The sequence below is a fragment of the Schlesneria paludicola DSM 18645 genome (assembly GCF_000255655.1).
In the GTDB taxonomy this organism is placed as follows: domain Bacteria; phylum Planctomycetota; class Planctomycetia; order Planctomycetales; family Planctomycetaceae; genus Schlesneria; species Schlesneria paludicola.
Genome location: NZ_JH636436.1, coordinates 457190 through 476915, shown reverse-complemented (window position 1 = coordinate 476915; position 19726 = coordinate 457190). Strand labels below are relative to the sequence as shown.

Here is a 19726-nt window from a genome sequence, read left to right as displayed (position 1 = left end):
GTCACGCTTATACCTAGGCGTCAGACTCATCGGCGAAGTCTGCTGATGCCGAATGTTAATCTGCGCTGAATGCGGATTACCCAGATTCAACAGCCGATGTATTCTCCATGTAATTCTGTCTGAGAAGGTCGGTACGTCGAACGGCTTCGACGAGTCTGACCGATCGTCGGGCGATCGATTCACGGCCGACGATAAAGACACAAGACGATCCGGTTGAAGCCTGGCTTCGATCCGTGAGGAGAATCATCGTCATGACAATCGCTTCTGTGACTCGTTTGAACTTGGTTCGCTCAACAGCTGTGCTGTTGATGCTGTCTCTACTTGCGATGTCTGTCACTACGACGCGCGCCGAAGATGAGGCAGAGTCTGCAACCGGCATGTTGGAAACATTAAAACGTCGCTCGGCAGAAGAGCGATGGCAGCGTGTGAAGCAACAATACCCGTCTGATCCGCCCGCTCCACAGCGCAAGGTGCCCTCGCGACTTCCGGACGAGGCACAGCTGGCGGGTTCTGAAGACAAGCTTCCTTCGTCATCCGAAGGGGGGCCGCTGATTCCTCGGTTGACGGCACTTCCCACTGACACGTCGAATGACTGGGTGTTGCCCGCTCGCCAACCGTTGCCTGACGACGACCTCAATGCCAGCGCCTCACCCGACGTCGGCAAGACAAGTGATGCGGGCACCACTCGCGGGGGCCAGTTGGTGGCAGCCAGAGTTCAAGAAACCGCACCACCACCTCCTCCGTCACCTGACACTCCATCGCCGGATGTCCAAAAGCAGGAAGTGGCACCGCAAGCCCCGATGGCCGATAGAGTCGGTGGTGTCATGCGCAATGCAAGGACCCGTACGATCTCGGATATCGATCCGTTTTATGATCGAACACGCGATCAGGATATGCGGGAGTTCGCCCTTGAGAAGGGGAAAGAATTCGGCCTGAATTTCACTCAAACCACCTATCCACAACGCGAGTTTCCGCCTGTCGTTCTCGCATGGGAAGCCTCGAACTTCCATTGCCATCCACTGTACTTTGCCGACCCAGCGCTCGAGCGATATGGCCATACCTATGGACATCTTTTGCAGCCCATCGCTTCCATCGGTCGTTTCGGACTTCAGGCAGCCTTCCTGCCCTATCAGATGACAATCGATCCGATCTGCAAGGACGAGTATATGCTGGGCTACTATCGTCCGGGCGATTGTGCTCCAAAGCTGCACTATCCAATCCCGCTGAATGCCGAAGCTGCCGTGGTGCAGGCCGGATACGTCGCAGGTTTGTATTTCGTCATCCCATAATCGACATCGCTTTGCATGTCGATCAAAGACAGACGATCGGTAGATCACGGTGAACATTGACCGGCTGGAACCATTGCGATTCCAGCCGGTTTTTCGTTTAAACGGTGAATGCAAGACTCAACAACATCACCGCGAAGGATGGCCTACTCACAAGGACGTCGTTCAATCTCGATAAAAATCAAGTCGGGAGTTCTGCGTGAAGATGCGAAGCGAATTCGGCCCAGAGCCGTGGCCCAGCAGCGAAGAAAGCCTGACCTTCACGGTCGCGGGCGGGACGTGTCGATGTGCCCACCTATCGGACGGGACGATCGCATCACACTTCCACGGGGAAAACGCACAGCGAAAATCGGCATCGATGCAAGCGAGTCCCCGGCCGAAGCCTATCGGGCGGCGCTGCCTGCCATCGACCTTGTCCCCGCCGTTCGATTGTCGCTCACTTGATTGACGGATCGTCGCGGCAATTCCCCGGCGCATGCGACCACGCACTCGCTCGTCACGACGGTCTCGTCCTGCCCCTTGGCGGCCAACAGCGCCAGACTGCATAGCATCACGATCGAGTTCGGAACTCCGCACGTGGCCTCGAAGACCGCCGCTGCGGCTTCATCGGTGAAGAGCATCTCTTTGGCATTCGCCCGAGCCAGGCAAAACCGAATAAACTGCGTCGTCTCATCAGCAGTCCACGGGACGACGTCGATTCCGAGTTCAATATGATCTTGAAGCAGACTCGGCACCGCTCGTTCGCGCGAGGCCAGAACCATCGTCAATTTGGTCCCCGCCGCATCGGCAGCCTGACGAAGTCGACAAAGCGCCTGTTGACAACCATGCTCTGTGCTGTCGAAATGGTCCACGATGACCAGTACCGGTTGTTGCACAAGGGTGAGCGCGGCGAATCGTTCTCCAATCCCATGCCAGACACGCAATGGCGAATCGTCCATCGCAATAGGAACATGGCAGCCGATCGCGATTTGAGTCGCGAGTTCAATCCCACTCATCCCAGTTGCGTCGCAGCGAACTGTCAATCGACCGAGGCGTTCCGCACGCTCATGCAGCAACCGTAGCAGATACGTTTTGCCCGTTCCTGCGGGGCCGGTCAACAATCCCGTCCGTCGAGATTCTTCGACGAGGAACAGCAATCGTGCGAGGGCCTCTTCATGGATCGGACTCGAATAGAATCGGTCCTGCGCGAACGTTCGTTCGAACGGCCAGCGCTGGAAGCCCCAATAGCTCAGGTCCATGAGTGATCCTCTCGTTCGTCTCCGATCAAACTCAACGGAGCCGCCATTCTCCGGGACGAGGCGTTGATCGCCGGTCCGCCGTCGTTTCCGGGAATGGAAGTTCCGTCAAATTGATCGCATCGGCCGCCGAACAAGAAACAGATCCTCATCCGCACGAGCCGCAACGTCAGTCTTATCGGCAAACTCGCCGAACTCTCATCAGCGAAGTCGAAAGAAGTCGGCGGCAATTTCTGCCGGGGCCCCGCTCAGCTTCGATTGAAGACCGGAACCGGCAACTGCCCCCGCTGCCAGGTCTTTCCGGTTTCGCTGTCGGGCACGACCGAACGAACCTTGATACTGAACGTCGAACCGGTTCCCTGGTTCGCCCCCCCCTGCATCTGTTTGTCAGCCAGGCGTCTTGAGAGCGTCACGATTTTCTGGGCAGGAACGTTCGGGACATACCACTCGGCATACGTTCCCGCATCCGTTTCCAGCGTGATATGAAAGCTCATCGGGCGGATGTATGACAAGTTCCGCATGTGGCCTTCCGTCACCAGTTCACCGGTGGCTCCATTCTTCACCGCAGTGACTTCGACTTCACCCAGATTCGACTGCAAGATCAAATAGCCTGGCTGACGTTGTTCGCCAAACGAGACCTTTTGTTTTCTGGCGGCACGCTCCAACGAGGCGGGAAACTCGCTCTGCAGTTTTCCAACCGGCTTGCCAAACACCTTTTCGAAGTCTTTGACGCGCGTTGACGCGTCATCAATGGCGAGTGTCGGCTTCTGACCGAGAAGCTGCAGGTATTCGAGATATTGCTTGGGATACTTCGTCACCAGGAACCAGTGAATGCTCCAGGCGTGTGCATACGCTTCACCCGCGAGAACGTCACCACGAAACGACTTATCGTCAGCGACGACTTCATCCCAATTGACGTTCTGAGCTTGCATCGCCGCGCGAACGTACCGAGTGTTGATTCGTAGCGGCCCACCGTTCACTTTCTCTCCGCTGCCTTCAAACCCTGTTGCGATTCCTTCATTGAACCAGGACGGAACTGGGGCCAGCCGCTGAATCAGTCCGCGGTTGTAGACCTGTTGGTGAATTGCCTCGTGCAGTGGTGTCGAAAACGTATGGCATTCGCTCATGCGAATGACCAGCCGGTTGGTGAGCCCGCTGTAGTAGCCCAGCATCGCACCGGCCGACAGGCCGCGTCCACCCGTTTCGGCTTCGGCAAATCGCGTGAAATCATCATCCGTCTCAAAGATGATCACAACTAGTGGATACCGGGGCCTGGTTGTTTCAAACTTCATATCGCCGGCGAAATCGAGAAAGACTTTCTCGACGCGTTTCATGAAGCCCACGGCCTTCTTCAAACATGCGGCGGCACGGTTTTCGTATTGCTTCTGCAACGGCTCAGACAGCACCAATCCAATGACATAGGTTGCGTCGCAATGTGCGCGAAACTTCTCGGCACCAAACTGTTCCGTCAGGCGTTCGACAACCGTTTCGCATGAAACGGGTTCAGGATCAGGACCAAGTTCACGTTTGACGACCTGCTGCTGCGGAACAATCTCAATCCGTCCGTCCGTCCGTTCGAGCGCCACAAAGCCCAGTCGCTCGCCAGCAAGCCTTGCTTCCACGGTTGCCAGGTTGCCGTCATCCTCGCGGATCGTGAATGTGTCGCCTCGCACCACCGACGACCAGCAGATCACGGCAACAAACAGCAACGTCATTCTGTTCCGCATGAAACAACCCTTGCGCGGTCGGAACGATGCTTTTCGGTCGCATCAAAACTTCGTGTTCGAGGTGAGACACGTGATTCCGATCACGAGATCTTACCACGGAGTAACGAAGGTCACCCGGAAATGTCTTTGCACATTCATCTTACGCCTTCGAATGTGCGGCTTTCCAGAGATTGAACGTAATGTGGGCCTGTCCCTGATGATGGGCTTCATGCCAGACCAGGATCTGCAGAATCCGACGCAGCGTCCAGCCCCGCCCCGTATACCATTCAGGAATCGTCTCAAGATCGTCCTCGGTGAACTTGGCGAAACAGGACTGCACATGCTGCCGTGATTCGGCCAGCACCTGGCGAATCAATTCCACCGAGGGGATTTCGTCGTCGGGTGTGCTGCCAAACTTGTAACGCGGAACGAGATCCGAAAATGCAGGAACGGTTCCCACGAGCCGTTCGGTCGCGGTCAGTTCTTCAGTGATGCCAATATGCGTCAGTTGCCAGCCAATGTGCGCCCGGCCGGGTCCCGGTCGCCACCCCAGAATGGCGGCTGGATCTGGCGACTTGGCGATCTCGTCCAGCGTGCCCAGCGTCCGCATCCGGCACAGTTCCATGGCATCCAGCATCACACGAATGGTACTCATCGTCCGTCCTTAAAAAAACATTTCTGACAACGGGTGTGCGATTGCATCCACGAACCGCACGGCTTGAAAAGGCCATCGTCGGCGAATTCATGCTTTCTGCAGTTTGCCTGCGACGTATCTCGAGAGAAGTCTACGAGTCATCAAAGTCGTATCGCAAGGCGCAAGATCTCTGATCTTGGACGACAGATTCATCAGAGTCCCTCCTCAAATGGGACACAAGATTTCCTTGGACGCCAACGAGCATGCTTCATGCTTCGACGCCGGATGGCACCAAAGGCCACGTCAGTTGGCGATCTCACGCGGCCTGATAAAATTCGAACCGTAAATGGAAAAGGTCCTCTACGGACGTTTCGGGTCGCGATTTTTGTTACATTTGCGCAGAGGGCTCGCCTACACTAACGTCAGGTTATTTGGTCGCGGCTTAGAGGGTGTTATGAGATTCGGGAAACTGATTTGGCTGGTGAGCATCGGATTCATGTCGACCTGCTGTCATGCGGCAGACGGCAATTCCGATGAGTCGGCACTGGGTGATTTCTTCGAACGCAAGATTCGCCCCATCTTTGCCAAGCACTGCTATGAATGTCATTCCGTCGATACGGCGGAGGACAATGGGCATCTGGCCCTCGACGGACGAACCAGCTTACTAGCGGGTGGCTCGCGCGGTCCCATCGTGATCCCGGGTAAACCAGAAGAAAGCCTGTTGATGACGGCCATCGGATACGGCGATCCGAAATTGCAGATGCCGCCTGAAGGGAAGCTGTCGGCGACCGAGATCGAATTCCTGACACAGTGGATTCAAAAGGGTGCGTTCGTTCCGGAGTACGCGCCAACAACACAAAAGAAAGGCAAGGAAATCGACTGGAACGAGGCACGCGCCTTTTGGTCGTTTCAGCCACTTCAGTCTCACAGACCTCCTGCCTTGGCCCCGAACGCACCGGCTCAACAGCCAATCGACGCCTTCATCCAGCACGAACTGGTTCAGCACGGTCTCAGCCCGTCGTCGTCGGCTGACCGCCGGACATTGCTCCGCCGATTGTCATTCGACTTGCTCGGGCTGCCCCCAAACGTGGACGACGTCGCAGAGTTCGTAAACGATTCGCGCCCCGATGCCTATGAGCGAGCCGTCGATCGGTTGCTGGCATCACCCCATTTCGGCGAACGATGGGCCCGGTACTGGCTGGATCTGGCGCGATACACCGACATCACCCCGTCGTGGTTGAAGAACGCCGATCAAGCCTGGCTGTATCGCGACTGGGTCATCCGCGCACTCAACGAAGACCTGCCCTATGACCTGTTCGTCAAACGTCAACTCGCTGCGGACCTGCTCGAACAAAAATCTCCTGAGGACTATGCGGCGCTGGGACTGATCGGACTGAGCCCCACCTATTGGAAAGAATTGCGACTGGCACCGGGCGTCATCGAAGTGATTGTCGCGGACGAATGGGACGAGCGGATCGACGCGGTCTCACGCACGTTCCTCGGCCTGACCGTTGCCTGTGCGCGCTGCCATGATCACAAGTTCGATCCCATCACGACCCGTGACTATTACGGAATGGCGGGAATCTTTGCCAGCACTCAACTGTCTGACCGACCACTGCTGCCGTCACCTCTGGCCGAACAGATTGCCGAAGCGCGTCAGCGCGTCGATCAGTTGGAAGAATCACTGAAGGCAATGAACGATAAGGAATGTGATGAAGCCAAGAAATTGAAGACCGACATCGATACCATCCGGGGCACGACGCCGATGTTTGGTACGCCGATGGCCCATGTCGTCGAAGAAGCCAGCATCTTTGTTTTGCCCGACGGCCCCGAAATGACAAAGCTTGACATCCGCAAGAATCAACCCCGAGACCTGCCTGTGTTTCGCCGTGGAAACCCGGGGAATCCGGGAGAGATCGTTTCGCGGCGATTCATTGAAGTGCTTTCCCCTTCGACGCCTCAGCCGTTTGTGTCGGGAAGCGGACGTCGCGAATTCGCCGAGGCGTTGTTCAACGAATCACGCGGCTTGACGGCGCGCGTGATCACGAATCGGCTTTGGACTCATCATTTCGGCCGCGGTTTGGTTCGCACGCCCAGCGACTTCGGCATTCAGGGTGAGCGTCCGAGCCACCCCGACCTGCTGGAATGGCTGGCAGAAAGCCTGTCCGACAACACCGACCCCAATTCGCCCCGCGCCTGGACAATGAAGCGTCTGCACCGACAAATGGTGACCTCGTCCACCTACCGCCAATCGAGCGAAACGACACTGGGCGTCGACGGATCGAGTGCAGGCTCGCAGTCGTTGCAGCTTGACCCCGAGAACCAGTGGCTGGCACGTATGAACCGGCGTCGGCTGGATGTCGAGCCTTGGCGAGACACCATGCTGGCGGCCGCGGGACAGCTCAACTCGACCATGGGCGGCCCCGCCGCAGAGCTTGACCTGCCCACGAATCTTCGCCGAACACTGTACGGCAGGGTGGGTCGCGATGAACAGAACGACATGCTGCGACTGTATGACTTTCCGCCACCGACGTCACACAGCCCGTCGCGCGATGCCACCACAACACCACTTCAGCAGCTGTTCATCTTGAACAGCGAATTCGTTGAGTCGCAATCCGCCGCCTTCGCCGCAGCGGTACAACAACAGAAGCCTGACGCATCAACCGACGAGAAGATTTCGCGTTGCTATCAATTGCTGTTCCAACGCGAACCCTCGCCGCAGGAACGACAATTGAGCCAGAGGTTTCTGACAGGTGGCACCGGCTCGGTCGACGAGACGCGTTGGGCCATCTATATCCAATCGCTGTACGGACTGAATGAATTGCTGTTCGTGGACTGAGGATTCAGTTCCCCCGCTCGGCAACGATTCGCTGATCTCCTGCTCAGACCAAGAGGTCCCGAGACATCTCATTCTCGGTCAAGGTGGAGTCATGTGGATACGGTGCAGTCTTTCCAGTTGGCGAGAACCCAAGCCTCTCGTAAAGTCTGATCGCGCGCTGATTGTTTGAGGTCACTTCCAGCTTGAGCATCCTCAGGTTTCGAGTGTGCGCCCACTCAACGATGGCCAGGATCAATTGTCCACCAACGCCAACTTTGCGATGGGTGGGGGCAACCCACATCGACTCCACCCAACCAACCGTGGCATCGACATCATCTGTAGCGCCACGGACCATCCCGCACGCGACGTCTGACTCAACGGCAATCAAGCCGATGCTGCGTCCATCGTCCAGTTGATCGGCACGGACCAGCCAGTCCAAATCGCGCAACTGGCATTCCTGGTGGTACGTACTGGCAAACGCCATCGGTGAGTCGCGCAGCGCCCGCAGGCGAAGCTTTTTGAAAGTCCAAATATTAGAACGAGAAATCCGTTCGAGTACCGCCATGGAGTGCTCCCCGCCTTGAGATCAACGCCGAATGCAACATCTTCGTCGAACCGCGCCTCGTCGAGAAGCGCGCCATTCGCGCGCTGACCTCACCATTTAAAGGAGCGAGATGGCTCAGAGGCCTTGGTTTTGAGCTCGTTTTCAAGACGAAGACCGCCGTCGCTTTTGACTCCAAGCGAAACGAATTGCGAGACACGCGTAATAGGTGGCGACAGAAGTCGCTTCACGATGTCCGCTCATGTCGCGTTCGACACCAGCCACTGTTTCAAACCCGATTCAAGTTCCGACAGACACTTACGAGCTGCCGCCTTAGCTTGGTCCAGCGGCAACTCGGTCGAGCAGTTTGTGAACAGGTAGAACTTGATCTTCGGTTCGGTCCCCGAAGGACGGCCTGCCAGAGAGACTCGGCAAGGACCAGAAGTTCCTTCCAAAATCAGCAGGTCACCAGACGGGTATGGAAGCTGAGACTTCGTCGTGTTGGAAGGCAGCGAGCGGACTTCGTGCCTGAGAAAGTCGCGAGCCGTCGCAAACACCACGGACCCCAGTTTCGTTGGGGCCTTTTCACGCAGTGCGAGCATCATCCGCGTGATCTGAGCATTCCCCTCAGGACCAGGACAAACTTGTACGAACTGTGTTTCGTGATAATAGCCATGCTCGACATATAGTTCGTCCAGACGATCGACAAGCGTCTTCCCCTGACGTTGCAATTCGCTGGCGAGTTCCAGTCCGAACAGCGCCGCGACACACGCATCTTTGTCGCGGCAATATTCGCCCGCGAGATACCCCACAGATTCCTCGGCCGCGAAGACAAACTTGTCCGGGCCATGTTCGTCCATCGCCGCGGCGATGTATTTGAATCCTACGAGCAGATCGCTGATGGCACGAACCCCAAAGGCCCTCGCAATCGCCTGCAACATCGGCGTCGTGACCAATGTCTCAACAATATAGTGCCCGGGCGACAGTGTTCCCTGGGCGGCGCGTCGAGACAGCACGAAGTCAGCCAGCAATGCCCCGAATTGATTCCCCGTCAGGCAGACAAATTGATCGCCGGACGTTCGAACTGCCACTGCCAAGCGATCGGCATCGGGGTCTGAAGCCAATACGAGAGCATGGCCATGTTCTCGGGCGTAGTCGATGGCTGGCTGGAGCGCCTGCGGTCGCTCTGGGTTGGGAAGGTGGTCAGGGACGTTAGGAAAACTCCCATCCTGGACCCGTTGCGGCTCGAACAGCTCGACCCCCTCAAACCCAGCATGTTGGAGGACTCGATAGATCGACGATTCACCGACCCCATGCATCGGCGTATACAGTGCTTTGACGTCGCGTGCCGGGGAAACACTGAGCGAGCAGACCGCGTCGATATACGCCTGATCCACTCGCGGGACATCCCCTTTTTCGGTCAACAGCACGATCTGGCCCGCGCTGACGGCTTGTTCAAAATCCGCCGCGGGAATTTCCTGACACGCATCCACGCACCCAATAATCCCTGCGTCGTGAGGGGGCAGAACTTGGCCGCCGGTGCTCCAGTATGCTTTGAATCCATTGTCGCTAGGAGGATTGTGCGACGCCGAGATCATCACTCCGGTATCACAATGGAGGTTGCGCACAGCGAACGACAATTCGGGCGTGGCTCGTGGTTCAGGAAAGTAGAAGACTTCAAATCCATTCGCCGCCAGGATCGAAGCGGTCAACCGCGCGAACTCTGTAGACCGATGGCGAGTATCCCGAGCGACAACAGCACGCAGCTTTCGCTGGTCCGAGAAGGACCCGGATTCTCGCGCAACTTGCCGAACATAGACCGCCAATCCCTGTGCAGATTCGGCAATGGTCCGGGCATTGATCGTCGCCGACCCGAATTCGCTCATCGGCCCCCGGCGACCTCCCGTCCCGAACGGAATCCGTTCCCAGAACAAACGATTCAGTTCGTCAAATGCGGACTGTTCGATCAGTGTCAGCAGCTTCGGACGATAATCCGCATAGTACGGTTCGCTCAGCCAGCGTGTCAGGTTCTGGCCAGCCGCGAGCAACAAGCGTCCGTCTTCAATCGCCGACTTGACAATTCGCCCCGCTGCACTGACTCGTTCACCTTCGACGAAAGACATTTCGCAATCCTTCACTGCCATTCAACGGACCAATTCAATCGGAACCAACACGCTTCACACTGATTCAACGCAAGCAATATCGTACGGCGACTATTTCGTACGCTGACTTGAGTGTGAGAAACGCCCGAATGAAATATAACTCCCGTACAAAAAATCTGACCTGAATCTCGACTTCCGCCCGCGCGTCAAGATTCAGAAGGATTGGACATCGGCACAGGCACTCTCATCGAAGCCCGTTCCGATGACGAAATCCGGCAGAGGCGGATAGTAACAGAGGCGTCGTACGCGAGGAATCATTCGAAATGTTGCATGCAGTCATCATGGCAGGTGGTTCCGGAACCCGATTCTGGCCCCAGAGCCGCCGTCAACTGCCCAAACAGTTCCTGCGAATGACGGGTCACGAGACGTTGATTCAGCAAGCAGTCAATCGCTGTCAGCCCGCAATTCCGATTGAGCGAACCTGGGTCGTGACGGGCGCTTTGCACGCCGTCGAATCCGCACGGCAACTTCCAGATGTCCCTTCAGACCAAATCCTTGTTGAACCGTGTGGACGCAATACCGCTCCCTGCATCGGCCTCGCCGCCATTCAACTATTGGCCGTTGACCCCGATGCCGTGATGCTGGTCACACCCGCAGACCATGTCATCTCCCCTGCTGAGAAATTCCAGCAGGCCGTCAACGACGCCGTGAACTTGATCAAGAACGAACCAGATACCCTCGTTCTGTTCGGCATTGAACCGACGTACCCATCCACGGGATTCGGTTATATTCAGAGGGGTGAGCGCCTCGCGTCGCAGACATCGCCCTTGTTCCACGTCAAGAGCTTTCAAGAGAAGCCGAACCTGACGGTCGCCTCGCAGTTCATGGCCAGCGGCGAGTATTACTGGAATTGCGGGATCTTCGTGTGGCGCGCCCAGACGATTCTCGAAGCATTGAAAGAATTCACGCCCGATTTGTATGCGCGACTTGAGAGACTGCGCCCCGCAATCGGCACGGACGGCTGGCAGACCGCTCTTGAAACCGAATTTCCCCAGATGCCATCCATCTCGATTGACTATGCGGTACTCGAAAAAGTCACTGGCCGTGTCAGCGTCCTCGAAGCACCGTTCGGATGGGACGATGTCGGAAGTTGGCACGCTCTTCCGCGCCTCTTGCCCTCGGACAGAGACGGCAACACCCTCGATGGTTTGTGTTGTACGGTCGAATCCAAAGGATGCATCGTCCGTTCCAGTAACGACCATCTAATCGCCACATTCGGCTTGAAAGACCTGATCATCGTACACACCGCGACGGCAACCCTCGTCGCGGATAAGAGCGACGAGGGAGCTCTCAAGAAGCTCTTGGCCGAGCTCGAAAAACGGCAACTTCACGACTACCTCTGAACTGGCACGAAAACGCTCACCGCTATGACAACAACGCCCGATACGCGCGAAATCCGCGACCTGCCCCTGCCCGTCGAGCTGCAACCGAAAGAGCTGCCTGCGATTCCGGGTGGATGGACGGAACGCACCTGGACCGTCGAAGGACACACCTTTCGCCTTGTCCTTCCGGCGGTGCCCGATGCCTTCCTCGAAGACCCCGAGGTGCATACGGCCTTCGATCGGGACGAGTACATGCCATATTGGGCCTATCTTTGGCCTGCGGCACTCAAGATGGTCGCCACCATCTTGAAAACAGACTGGCCAAAAGAGGCAGAGGTCTTGGAGATTGGCGCTGGTATTGGCATCGTGGGTCTCGCCGGTCTCGCCCGCGGACTGCGCGTGACGATCAGCGACTACGAACCCAAGGCGGTTGAGCTTGCGCTCTACAACGCTCAACGGCATGGATTCACCCAGGCACAAGGCCTGGTGCTCGACTGGCGAATCCCGCCCGACAAACAGTACCCATACTTGTGGGGCTGCGAACTGCTTTACGAAGACCGGCACCACGAGCCACTGTTGGAATTGACCCGTCGCACCTTAGCGCGGGACGGCGTCGCCTGGTTCGTCGACGGCGGGCGGATGCGCGCCGAACGGTTCTGCCGCATGATCCCTGAATACGGGCTGACCGTTCGATTGTTCGACGAAGAACTGCGGCCGCTGACAGCACCGCGCGTCGGACAGTATCAATTGATCGAAATCCGGCATCAAACATGACCGGCCGAGATCGTCCGATCCTTTCCAAAATCGCAACGCAGAACGGTCAGCGCATCGCCTTGTAACGTTGCGTTGAGAAATCTCAACATGATTGTTTTCGATCGTCAATGAATTGTCAGCAATCACGGCTGCGTGGGGAAAAATCGAAAGATTTTCTTGTATTTAGTCCCCCACGGCAGCCATCCTGAGTTCATGCTCAAGATCAACCACAAACCGCTTCCGCAAACGTTGCTCAGTTATGCCGCCTTTCGCGTCGCATTCCGAGAAACCTTCGAAACCCTGTCACTTCACAAGCGATGTCTGAGCGAGCCAATGAAGCCGTTCGGATATCTCGGCAAGGTTCCCTTTCTTCGCGAAGTCGCACCTGCCGTGCAGTTGGATTTACTTGCGTCCACCTGGCACAAGCATGTCAGCCGCGAAGCATTCCAGGCGAATCTGCTCGAAGAAAGTGTGGTCTATGCGGCCTGCGAATTGACGGCACAGTATGTCGAGAAAGAGCCCGAACTCGTGGCGAGACTGCTGGGCGGCGGTCCGATCGACTTGTCGTTTCCGCTCGATTCCTATCTTGCCCGCGAATTGCGACTGCTGTACCTGGAACTGCCGAATGACGTTGATTTCCTGCTGTTAAACCAGTTTCTGGATATGGCACCAGAGGAATCGATCGAACGGAAAATCCAGATGGGCATCGATCCGAATCGTCTGGAGTCGATGTTCGAAGCTCTGAGCCGCTGGCACGCGTCTTCAGACATGACGATGCGTTTAAAGGGGTTGCTGACGGAATCGGAAGCTGGTCGAGTCGCGACCATCCTACGCGTCCCCTGCCTCGCCTGAATCTCGGTACGCAGGCTGGGGTTCCAGCATCTTCCTGGGACACGCGCAACTCGTCATGGCAGTGCCCAAAACACCGATCCATCGGCTTTGGAACTGCGTTTCCCGCTCGAATCCGCACGTCAGCCCCAACACTCTTGGCAAACGGCTCGTAGGCCATTCGCGTGCTTGGATCTGGTGAGTGCTGACGCCGATTTTGACGCCTCACTCTCCGTCTGTTGCAAGTCTCCTCTGAACAGTCAGACTGAGTTGGTTGACCAGCAAAATTCAGCGGCTTTACCATGGACCACATCATCCGGTCCTGACGTTATTCTACAGCGAGCGAGATTGTGCCTGAACAACCTGACCAGCCACTCGACCCAAAGCCTGCCCCCAACGAGCCATCGCCCGCCCTTGAACCCATTGCGAGCCAGGTCCCGGCCATCACGCCGATGGCGGATGAAGGGCTTCCCGAATGGGAACCGCTCACGCCGGAATTGGTCGAAGACGAAGCAATTCGAGGCGATTTTGTGATTCGCTGGGCCGTCGTTGGGTTGGCGCTCTTGCTGGGTGTCTCCCAGATCGCTGAAACGCGTACGCTGCTCCACATCAAAAGCGGACAGTATCTGGCCAGCCATGGTTTCCTCCCGCCCGCGCAGGACCCGTTTTCGTATACCGCCAGCGAACGTCGCTGGATCAATCTTCCCTGGGCTTTCGATCTCGTCGTCGCCGGCATCCATGCCGTCAGTGGGGGAATTGGCCTTTCACTGTTGCAGGGGCTGCTCGCCTGCCTAACGTTTGGATTGCTCGCTCATAGCGTCCGCATGAACATCCGAACCTGGTGGGGATCGATCTGTGCGACACTGGCCCTGCTGGTCTGCTATCCCCAGTTTACCATCCAACCAGAACTGATCACGTTGCTGGGCGTCAGTCTGGTACTGTGGGTCTTGGTTCGATCGGAAGAACCGGGGCCACGCCATAGCCTGTGGCCCCTGGTCCCGCTGATTTGGATCTGGGCTCAGTGTGACCAACGCGCCTGGTTCGGCTGGTTCTTGCTGGCGTTGTGGACTGTGGGTGAATGGTTGAGCCGCGAGCCGGCCGCAGACGGAGAGAAATCTGACATTCTCAAGGTGACACTCGCGTCCCTGGCAGTCGTTGCCGTCCATCCGTTCCTATGGGAATCATGGCTCGCACCGCTTCGAATGTACTTGACCGACTATCCGGCGATGCGATTCGCCTATCCGCAGCCCGCCATCGCCGATCAGGTCTTTTTTCCGATTCTTAGTGATTTCCACTGGAACGCACTGAATCATCGCATGATTGCAGCACTGGTTCTGGCTGCGGCCACCCTCGTCAGCCTGATCTTGAATCGGGCACACTTGCGCTGGTCGCACATATTCATTGTGCTGGGCTTTAATGGAATGAGCTTGCTGGCCACGCACGAACTGGCCGCTGCGAGTCTCGTGAATTGCGTCATCGGCACGATTAACGCCCAAGTCTGGTATCGCGAAAAATTCGGGCAAACCTATTCGATCGACTGGCGCGAACTGATGTTCTCGCGCGGGGGGCGGGCTGTCACCGTCATCGGGTTCTTTGCGCTCGCCTGGCTGATTCTCAGCGGCCGAATCGACGGACCGAGCGGAAAACGAACCGGCGTCGGGTTTGACGCCCATCTTGCAGGAGCAATGGAGGACTATCAGAACCTGCATTCCTCGTTAATCGACGATCACCCCTTTAACTTCTCGATGCGCCAGGGCGACCTGATGATCTGGGGAAACCAGAAAACATTCGTCGACAGCCGAGCGGGCCTTTTCTATGGCAGCGACGAAGCCAACCTGCTGCAACTCCACAATGTCCTCCGGAAAGCGCTGCGCGAACGAAATGACGAACGAGACGATTCAACGATCTGGAAATCGAACTTCGTCAAGTATCGCATCCGACAGGCCTGTCCTCGCCTGAACGGACCACTGCCCCCGGCGGATTACCATACTTTGTTTAGCCTGCTGGCGTGCAGCGACTTTGAAATGACCAGCTTGAATGCCTCAACCGCCGTCTTCATCCGAATCGACCCCAGCGACGAAACGGCCACCTCATTCGTGCGAGACCATGCGTTTGACGTGGTCAAGCAGGCGTTCCGAGACAAGCCGGAAGTCGTCGAGGAGGTGACACGCGAGTACGCAAAGCCCACAACCACGTACGACAATCTGTTTTCACTTCGGCGTCCCGTCGTGCCGCACGCCGTCCAGTCCGCTCAACACGATTTTGCGCTCGCCACGGCGGGCAACAGCACCTCGAATTCAAAACGTTGCGCCTCGGCATTGTTGGCGATACGAAATGCGAACGAAGGCCTGCGAGACGACCCCAACTCAACCGAGGGCTATAAGGTCCTGGGCATGGCCTACTCGATTCTGGGCCAGATTGAATCGGGAATCCTCAGTCAGGGCGGCCCCCTGCCCCCGAACAAACTTCGATACTACGAATCCATCAGCGCGCTTCAACAAGCTCTGTCCCTGCACCCGGAAGATTCCAACACCATTCGCCAACTGCTTCAGCAGTACGAATCGATGGGACGAATCGATGTGCAACTGGAACTGCTGCGGAAACTTCAATCACTGCCACCGATGGCCAAATTGTCAGAAGAAGAGCGCGAACAAGAAGCAGAACGAATTAAAGAAATCATCGTCCAGTTGGACGAATCTGTCGGCCGCATTCAGACAATGACCAGCGATCATTTGAACCAGGGATCTGATCGACTTCAGGTCGCACACGGAGCCTCTCAAGCAGGCGGCCTGCTGACCGCCATCAAGACGCTGGAAGAAGATGCGATCTACCTTGCAAAGAATCCACTGGCGAAACTGGCGCTGGGAAGCTGGCTGATGGAAGTGGGCCGCAATCGTGAGGCCGCCGAACAGATTGACCCCCTGGAAGGCATGGGTGCGGATACGGCATTGATGACCTGGCGTGATTTTGCCGCCATCTCGGCCCTGACAGCCGCGAATTACACTCGTTCGATCAAGCTTTGGAACGATCAGACACGCTCAATGATCTCGTCGCAGACTCAATCCACGATGTCGACGCTGCCCTTTCTGACCTTCAATCCGGACTGGGCGGATTACTATCCGGCCGCGACAGTGCAAACCACCGCACAAGCACTTCAGGTGATGCGAATCGAAGGACCAACCGTCTACTTTCAGTTGGCCGTTGCGCAGATGGAATCCGGTGCCGTCGAAGACGCGACGGCCTCGCTGCGAAAGGCTCTGGAACTCAATCCGCAAGCGGGATTGCGACCCTTGATTCGGTTCTATCTGGACTGCCTGACGGGTGAACTAATCGACCTGAACGTCGCGCCGCCGGAAGTGGAAGAGTTCCGCGAATTGACCGACAAGTAGCGATTCAAATCTCTTTGGCGGAATGACGATGGGGGCGATTCGCGTCTGCGAATCGCCCCCATCGCTTTTTGGGTTAACGGATTGTGAGTTCAGATCAAGTGGTGACAGGAGCCTCTTCCGCGACCTTCCCTTTCGGAGGATGGAAGAACAGCAGTAGCAGAATCGCCGCAATCAAGCCGCCTGCAGCGGGATACAGCAGCAAAGTGCGATACTCGATCACGCCATCATGCGTGTATCTTGCCTGAATGGCCGGCCACAAGTAGCGCGACACAATCGGCCCCATGCCCAGAACCAGAAAGTTGAACAACCCCTGAGCACTCGTGCGTGCATCTTTGGGGAAGACTTCGTCGACCAAAATGTACAACGTCGCAAAGAAGAAGGCATAACAAATCCCGTGAAGGATGTTCACGGCGACGGCGACGTAGGGGTTGGGAATGAATGCGAACACCGCAAATCGAACCGTGTGCCCGAGGATTCCGAGGATCATCGTGGTCCGCCAGCCGAGGTTTTTCAGCACATACCCCAGGATCGCCATTGTGCCAATTTCGGCAATCTGCCCGACGCTCATCGCCGGCTGAATCCAGTTCGGAGCAACACCCACCTTTTCCAGGTAGGTGAACGCGAAAATGAAGAATCCATCATGGACCGTGGCATCAATAAATGTGACAACAAACAGCACGAGCAAGAATGGATGCTTCAGCAAACGCATCGCTTCCAACCATGCCAGAGAATGCTTTTCATCGTGCATCGGCTTAGGAGGTGTATGCGGCAGCGTCAGGCTCAACACGGCCAATAGAATTGAGGCAACGCCCCCCGTCAAAAAGGCCCAGCTCTTTCCTTGATTCAAGGCCGTCCCGGTCAGAGGCGTACCCAGCGCAGCTCCCAGCCAATCCGTAAAACCAACCGATCCGAATTGAGGAATCTTCGCCCAATCGGCAAGAATGAAAATGAACGGCCAACTGGCTGCAATCCAGCCAATCGTCCCCCACAGCCGTACCGGACCAAAATCTTTCTGAGGATCGGACATGCTCGAAAAGGCGATCGAGTTCGTGACGGAAATCGTCGGCACGTAAAAGAAGCAATGCGTCGCCATGCACGCGAAATACAGCCAGTAACTTCCCACCGACTGCCCCTCTGCCGAAAACGCCTTCCACGACAGAGCACCAAATCCGATCAGAGCGAGCCCCCCCACCAAATGGCTGAACGCCAGAAACCGTTCAGCCGCAAAATTACGGTCAACAAACTGGTTTCCAAAAAACATGGCGATGATGGCCGACATGGGAAAAGCGGCCGTCAAACCAAATTGCTGCCATTCGTCGAAGCCCAAGGCCCCCGCACCGAAGAAACCAAAACTCGGCGGAAACCACGCTCCCCAGATAAAGTACTGGAGGAACATCATCGCGCTGAGCTTCAAAAACACAGACCGCTGCATCGGGGCTTCCTTCAAACTTGTCAAATAATCTCGCGAAAAACGGTTCCGCAGATGATGCCGTGACAGACCCCGCCCGGCAAGCAACGAATCGGTTGTTGCGATTGTATTCGTGGCTTTGAGCCATCGCGGCGACTCGGGATCACATCAAATTGCGAAACCGCGCCCCGCAAAGGAGCGCGGGTTTCGGTTTCCCCACACGATCACTGAATCACGACGCCCAAGCTCGCTGGAAGAACTCGACAAAGTTCCGCGACATGATTCCTTCGACGTCGGCGGCGGAATACCCGCGTTTCGACAGCAGTTCACCCATTCGGCCCAGATCGGCAATCGTGTCGAGATCCGAGGGAGACTGCTCTTTTCCGAAACCGCCGTCCAGGTCTGTCCCCAGCCCGCAATGCTTGGCATTGCCCGCAAGCTGACAGATATGGTCGATGTGATTGACGATATGATCCATCTTCACAGTAGACGGATCGGTGACGCCGATCTTCCAGCCCGGCTGAATCATCCAGTTATCGAAGGCAGCTCCGATCACCGAACCGCGGCGGATCAGCTCGAGAATCTGACGGTCTTCCAACTGGCGATCGCCAGGAACGAGAGCACGGCAGTTGTGATGGCTGGCGATGCAGGGCCCCTGGTAAATCTCCATCGCGTCCCAGAACGATTCGTCCGCCAGATGGGTGACGTCGAGCAACATCCCGACCTTGTCCATTTCGCGCAAGAGCTTCTTACCGTCCTCGTTGAATCCGCCGGTGCTGCCCGTGCCGTAGCAATACGGACTGGGTCCATAGTGGGCGGGCCCCAGCAAGCGCAATCCCGCCGCGTACCAGTCGGCGATCTGTTCGGGATACAGAATGGGCGGACTGCCTTCCATACTGAGGATGTATCCGAGCGGAAGCGATTCGGGTGGCGTACCATCGGGCAACGCATTCCATTCCGCGACATGCTTGTCGAGCGCCGCCTTGTCAGGAATTTCACGCAACACACCGCGCGCAACCATCGCGCGGTAGTACATCAATTGTCCCTGCGACATCGCGTACGCGGTTTCACGCTGCTGCGGAAACGTCAGGGGGGCATGTTTTCGGTGGAACCGTGGCAACAGCGTCACGATCATCAGCCCGACACGACCACGTCGCAAGGCATCCCAAGAGACCGTGCATTCGCCAGGAATGATATTGTCGAAGTGCTGCTCGAACTCGCGAATCTTCGCCACTGGCAGCATCAGATCGCGATTCCACTCCAGCGCATTCCACGCCATATCGAGGTGTGCATCGAATAGGAACATCGGTTCGGTCTTTCTTTCTCTCTTGAAATGCGTGACATGATCCAGACGCGCAGCACGGCCGCAACATGATAGCAGCCTGTTTAGACGTCGTCCCTCACCGCCGCCCAAATTCGCTCAGACACGCCACGTACTTTCGGCAAAACCCACTGAGCAATTGCGCAATCACGATCGGCACCGAGACACTGCTCTCGCGAGTCGCCCATGGGACAGTGAAGGTTGTCAACGTTTGGATCGAATTGTGGTTTTCGCCATCGTCGTGATATCGCGATGTGCGTTGCGTCGTCCCCTAGGCTTCGCCCACGCCCTCCCCGACTCAACGCTGTTTTCTCGCCATCCGT

Annotated in this window: 13 protein-coding genes; 6 read left to right on the top strand and 7 right to left on the bottom strand. The window is 56.8% G+C overall.

Features of this window, described 5'->3' with window-relative positions; genetic code table 11:
- The first annotated feature begins 251 nt into the window (after positions 1-251).
- Positions 252-1289, top strand: coding sequence for a hypothetical protein (locus OSO_RS0135150; RefSeq protein WP_010587508.1), 1038 nt, complete (start codon positions 252-254; stop codon positions 1287-1289).
- A gap of 380 nt (positions 1290-1669) precedes the next feature.
- On the opposite strand, the gene OSO_RS0135145 is transcribed toward OSO_RS0135150, so the two are convergent.
- The 3 genes from OSO_RS0135145 to OSO_RS0135130 all read right to left on the bottom strand — a co-directional run bounded on the left by OSO_RS0135145 (position 1670) and on the right by OSO_RS0135130 (position 4882).
- On the bottom strand, positions 1670-2524 hold the full coding sequence (locus OSO_RS0135145; RefSeq protein WP_010587507.1) for an ExeA family protein: 855 nt from the start codon (positions 2522-2524) through the stop codon (positions 1670-1672).
- A 245-nt stretch (positions 2525-2769) separates the two neighbouring features.
- Positions 2770-4248 carry a DUF1570 domain-containing protein gene (locus OSO_RS0135135; RefSeq protein WP_083843057.1) on the bottom strand — a complete coding sequence of 493 codons (1479 nt, stop codon included), beginning with the start codon at positions 4246-4248 and terminating at the stop codon, positions 2770-2772.
- A gap of 139 nt (positions 4249-4387) precedes the next feature.
- A complete protein-coding gene (locus OSO_RS0135130) occupies positions 4388-4882 on the bottom strand; it encodes a DinB family protein (protein ID WP_010587505.1) in 495 nt (164 codons plus the stop codon).
- 433 nt (positions 4883-5315) lie between these two features.
- Between OSO_RS0135130 and OSO_RS0135120 the strand changes: the two genes are divergently transcribed.
- A complete protein-coding gene (locus OSO_RS0135120; RefSeq protein WP_010587504.1) occupies positions 5316-7700 on the top strand; it encodes a PSD1 and planctomycete cytochrome C domain-containing protein in 2385 nt (794 codons plus the stop codon).
- A gap of 43 nt (positions 7701-7743) precedes the next feature.
- Here the strand turns inward: OSO_RS0135120 and OSO_RS0135115 are convergent, their stop codons facing one another.
- Both OSO_RS0135115 and OSO_RS0135110 read right to left on the bottom strand, forming a co-directional pair.
- Positions 7744-8244: a GNAT family N-acetyltransferase gene (locus OSO_RS0135115; RefSeq protein ID WP_010587503.1), complete on the bottom strand. Its 501-nt coding sequence runs from the start codon at positions 8242-8244 to the stop codon at positions 7744-7746.
- Between the two features lie 236 nt (positions 8245-8480).
- Positions 8481-10343, bottom strand: a complete 1863-nt coding sequence (locus tag OSO_RS0135110; protein WP_063710464.1) for a phospho-sugar mutase — start codon at positions 10341-10343, stop codon at positions 8481-8483.
- Positions 10344-10645: 302 nt separating this feature from the next.
- On the opposite strand from OSO_RS0135110, the gene OSO_RS0135100 reads away from it, so the two are divergent.
- The 4 genes from OSO_RS0135100 to OSO_RS0135080 all read left to right on the top strand — a co-directional run bounded on the left by OSO_RS0135100 (position 10646) and on the right by OSO_RS0135080 (position 16674).
- A complete protein-coding gene (locus tag OSO_RS0135100; protein ID WP_010587501.1) occupies positions 10646-11725 on the top strand; it encodes a mannose-1-phosphate guanylyltransferase in 1080 nt (359 codons plus the stop codon).
- A 24-nt stretch (positions 11726-11749) separates the two neighbouring features.
- Positions 11750-12478: a class I SAM-dependent methyltransferase gene (locus OSO_RS49020; protein WP_010587500.1), complete on the top strand. Its 729-nt coding sequence runs from the start codon at positions 11750-11752 to the stop codon at positions 12476-12478.
- 156 nt (positions 12479-12634) lie between these two features.
- Positions 12635-13309, top strand: a complete 675-nt coding sequence (locus tag OSO_RS46355; protein ID WP_157605896.1) for a hypothetical protein — start codon at positions 12635-12637, stop codon at positions 13307-13309.
- Positions 13310-13635: 326 nt separating this feature from the next.
- Complete coding sequence (locus tag OSO_RS0135080; RefSeq protein ID WP_010587498.1) at positions 13636-16674, top strand: tetratricopeptide repeat protein; 3039 nt, start codon at positions 13636-13638, stop codon at positions 16672-16674.
- 94 nt (positions 16675-16768) lie between these two features.
- Here the strand turns inward: OSO_RS0135080 and OSO_RS0135075 are convergent, their stop codons facing one another.
- Positions 16769-18106, bottom strand: coding sequence for an MFS transporter (locus OSO_RS0135075; protein ID WP_010587497.1), 1338 nt, complete (start codon positions 18104-18106; stop codon positions 16769-16771).
- A 208-nt stretch (positions 18107-18314) separates the two neighbouring features.
- Positions 18315-19388 (bottom strand): dipeptidase, encoded by a 1074-nt coding sequence (locus tag OSO_RS0135070; protein ID WP_010587496.1) that lies wholly within the window; start codon positions 19386-19388, stop codon positions 18315-18317.
- Positions 19389-19726 lie beyond the last annotated feature (338 nt).

What these genes read in the sequence shown, in the direction of transcription:
- OSO_RS0135150 (WP_010587508.1), top strand. Translation starts at nt 252, where the DNA reads ATGACAATCGCTTCTGTGACTCGTTTGAACTTGGTTCGCTCAACAGCT.
- OSO_RS0135145 (WP_010587507.1), bottom strand. Translation starts at nt 2,524, where the DNA reads ATGGACCTGAGCTATTGGGGCTTCCAGCGCTGGCCGTTCGAACGAACG.
- OSO_RS0135135 (WP_083843057.1), bottom strand. Translation starts at nt 4,248, where the DNA reads ATGCGGAACAGAATGACGTTGCTGTTTGTTGCCGTGATCTGCTGGTCG.
- OSO_RS0135130 (WP_010587505.1), bottom strand. Translation starts at nt 4,882, where the DNA reads ATGAGTACCATTCGTGTGATGCTGGATGCCATGGAACTGTGCCGGATG.
- OSO_RS0135120 (WP_010587504.1), top strand. Translation starts at nt 5,316, where the DNA reads ATGAGATTCGGGAAACTGATTTGGCTGGTGAGCATCGGATTCATGTCG.
- OSO_RS0135115 (WP_010587503.1), bottom strand. Translation starts at nt 8,244, where the DNA reads ATGGCGGTACTCGAACGGATTTCTCGTTCTAATATTTGGACTTTCAAA.
- OSO_RS0135110 (WP_063710464.1), bottom strand. Translation starts at nt 10,343, where the DNA reads ATGTCTTTCGTCGAAGGTGAACGAGTCAGTGCAGCGGGGCGAATTGTC.
- OSO_RS0135100 (WP_010587501.1), top strand. Translation starts at nt 10,646, where the DNA reads ATGTTGCATGCAGTCATCATGGCAGGTGGTTCCGGAACCCGATTCTGG.
- OSO_RS49020 (WP_010587500.1), top strand. Translation starts at nt 11,750, where the DNA reads ATGACAACAACGCCCGATACGCGCGAAATCCGCGACCTGCCCCTGCCC.
- OSO_RS0135075 (WP_010587497.1), bottom strand. Translation starts at nt 18,106, where the DNA reads ATGCAGCGGTCTGTGTTTTTGAAGCTCAGCGCGATGATGTTCCTCCAG.
- OSO_RS0135070 (WP_010587496.1), bottom strand. Translation starts at nt 19,388, where the DNA reads ATGTTCCTATTCGATGCACACCTCGATATGGCGTGGAATGCGCTGGAG.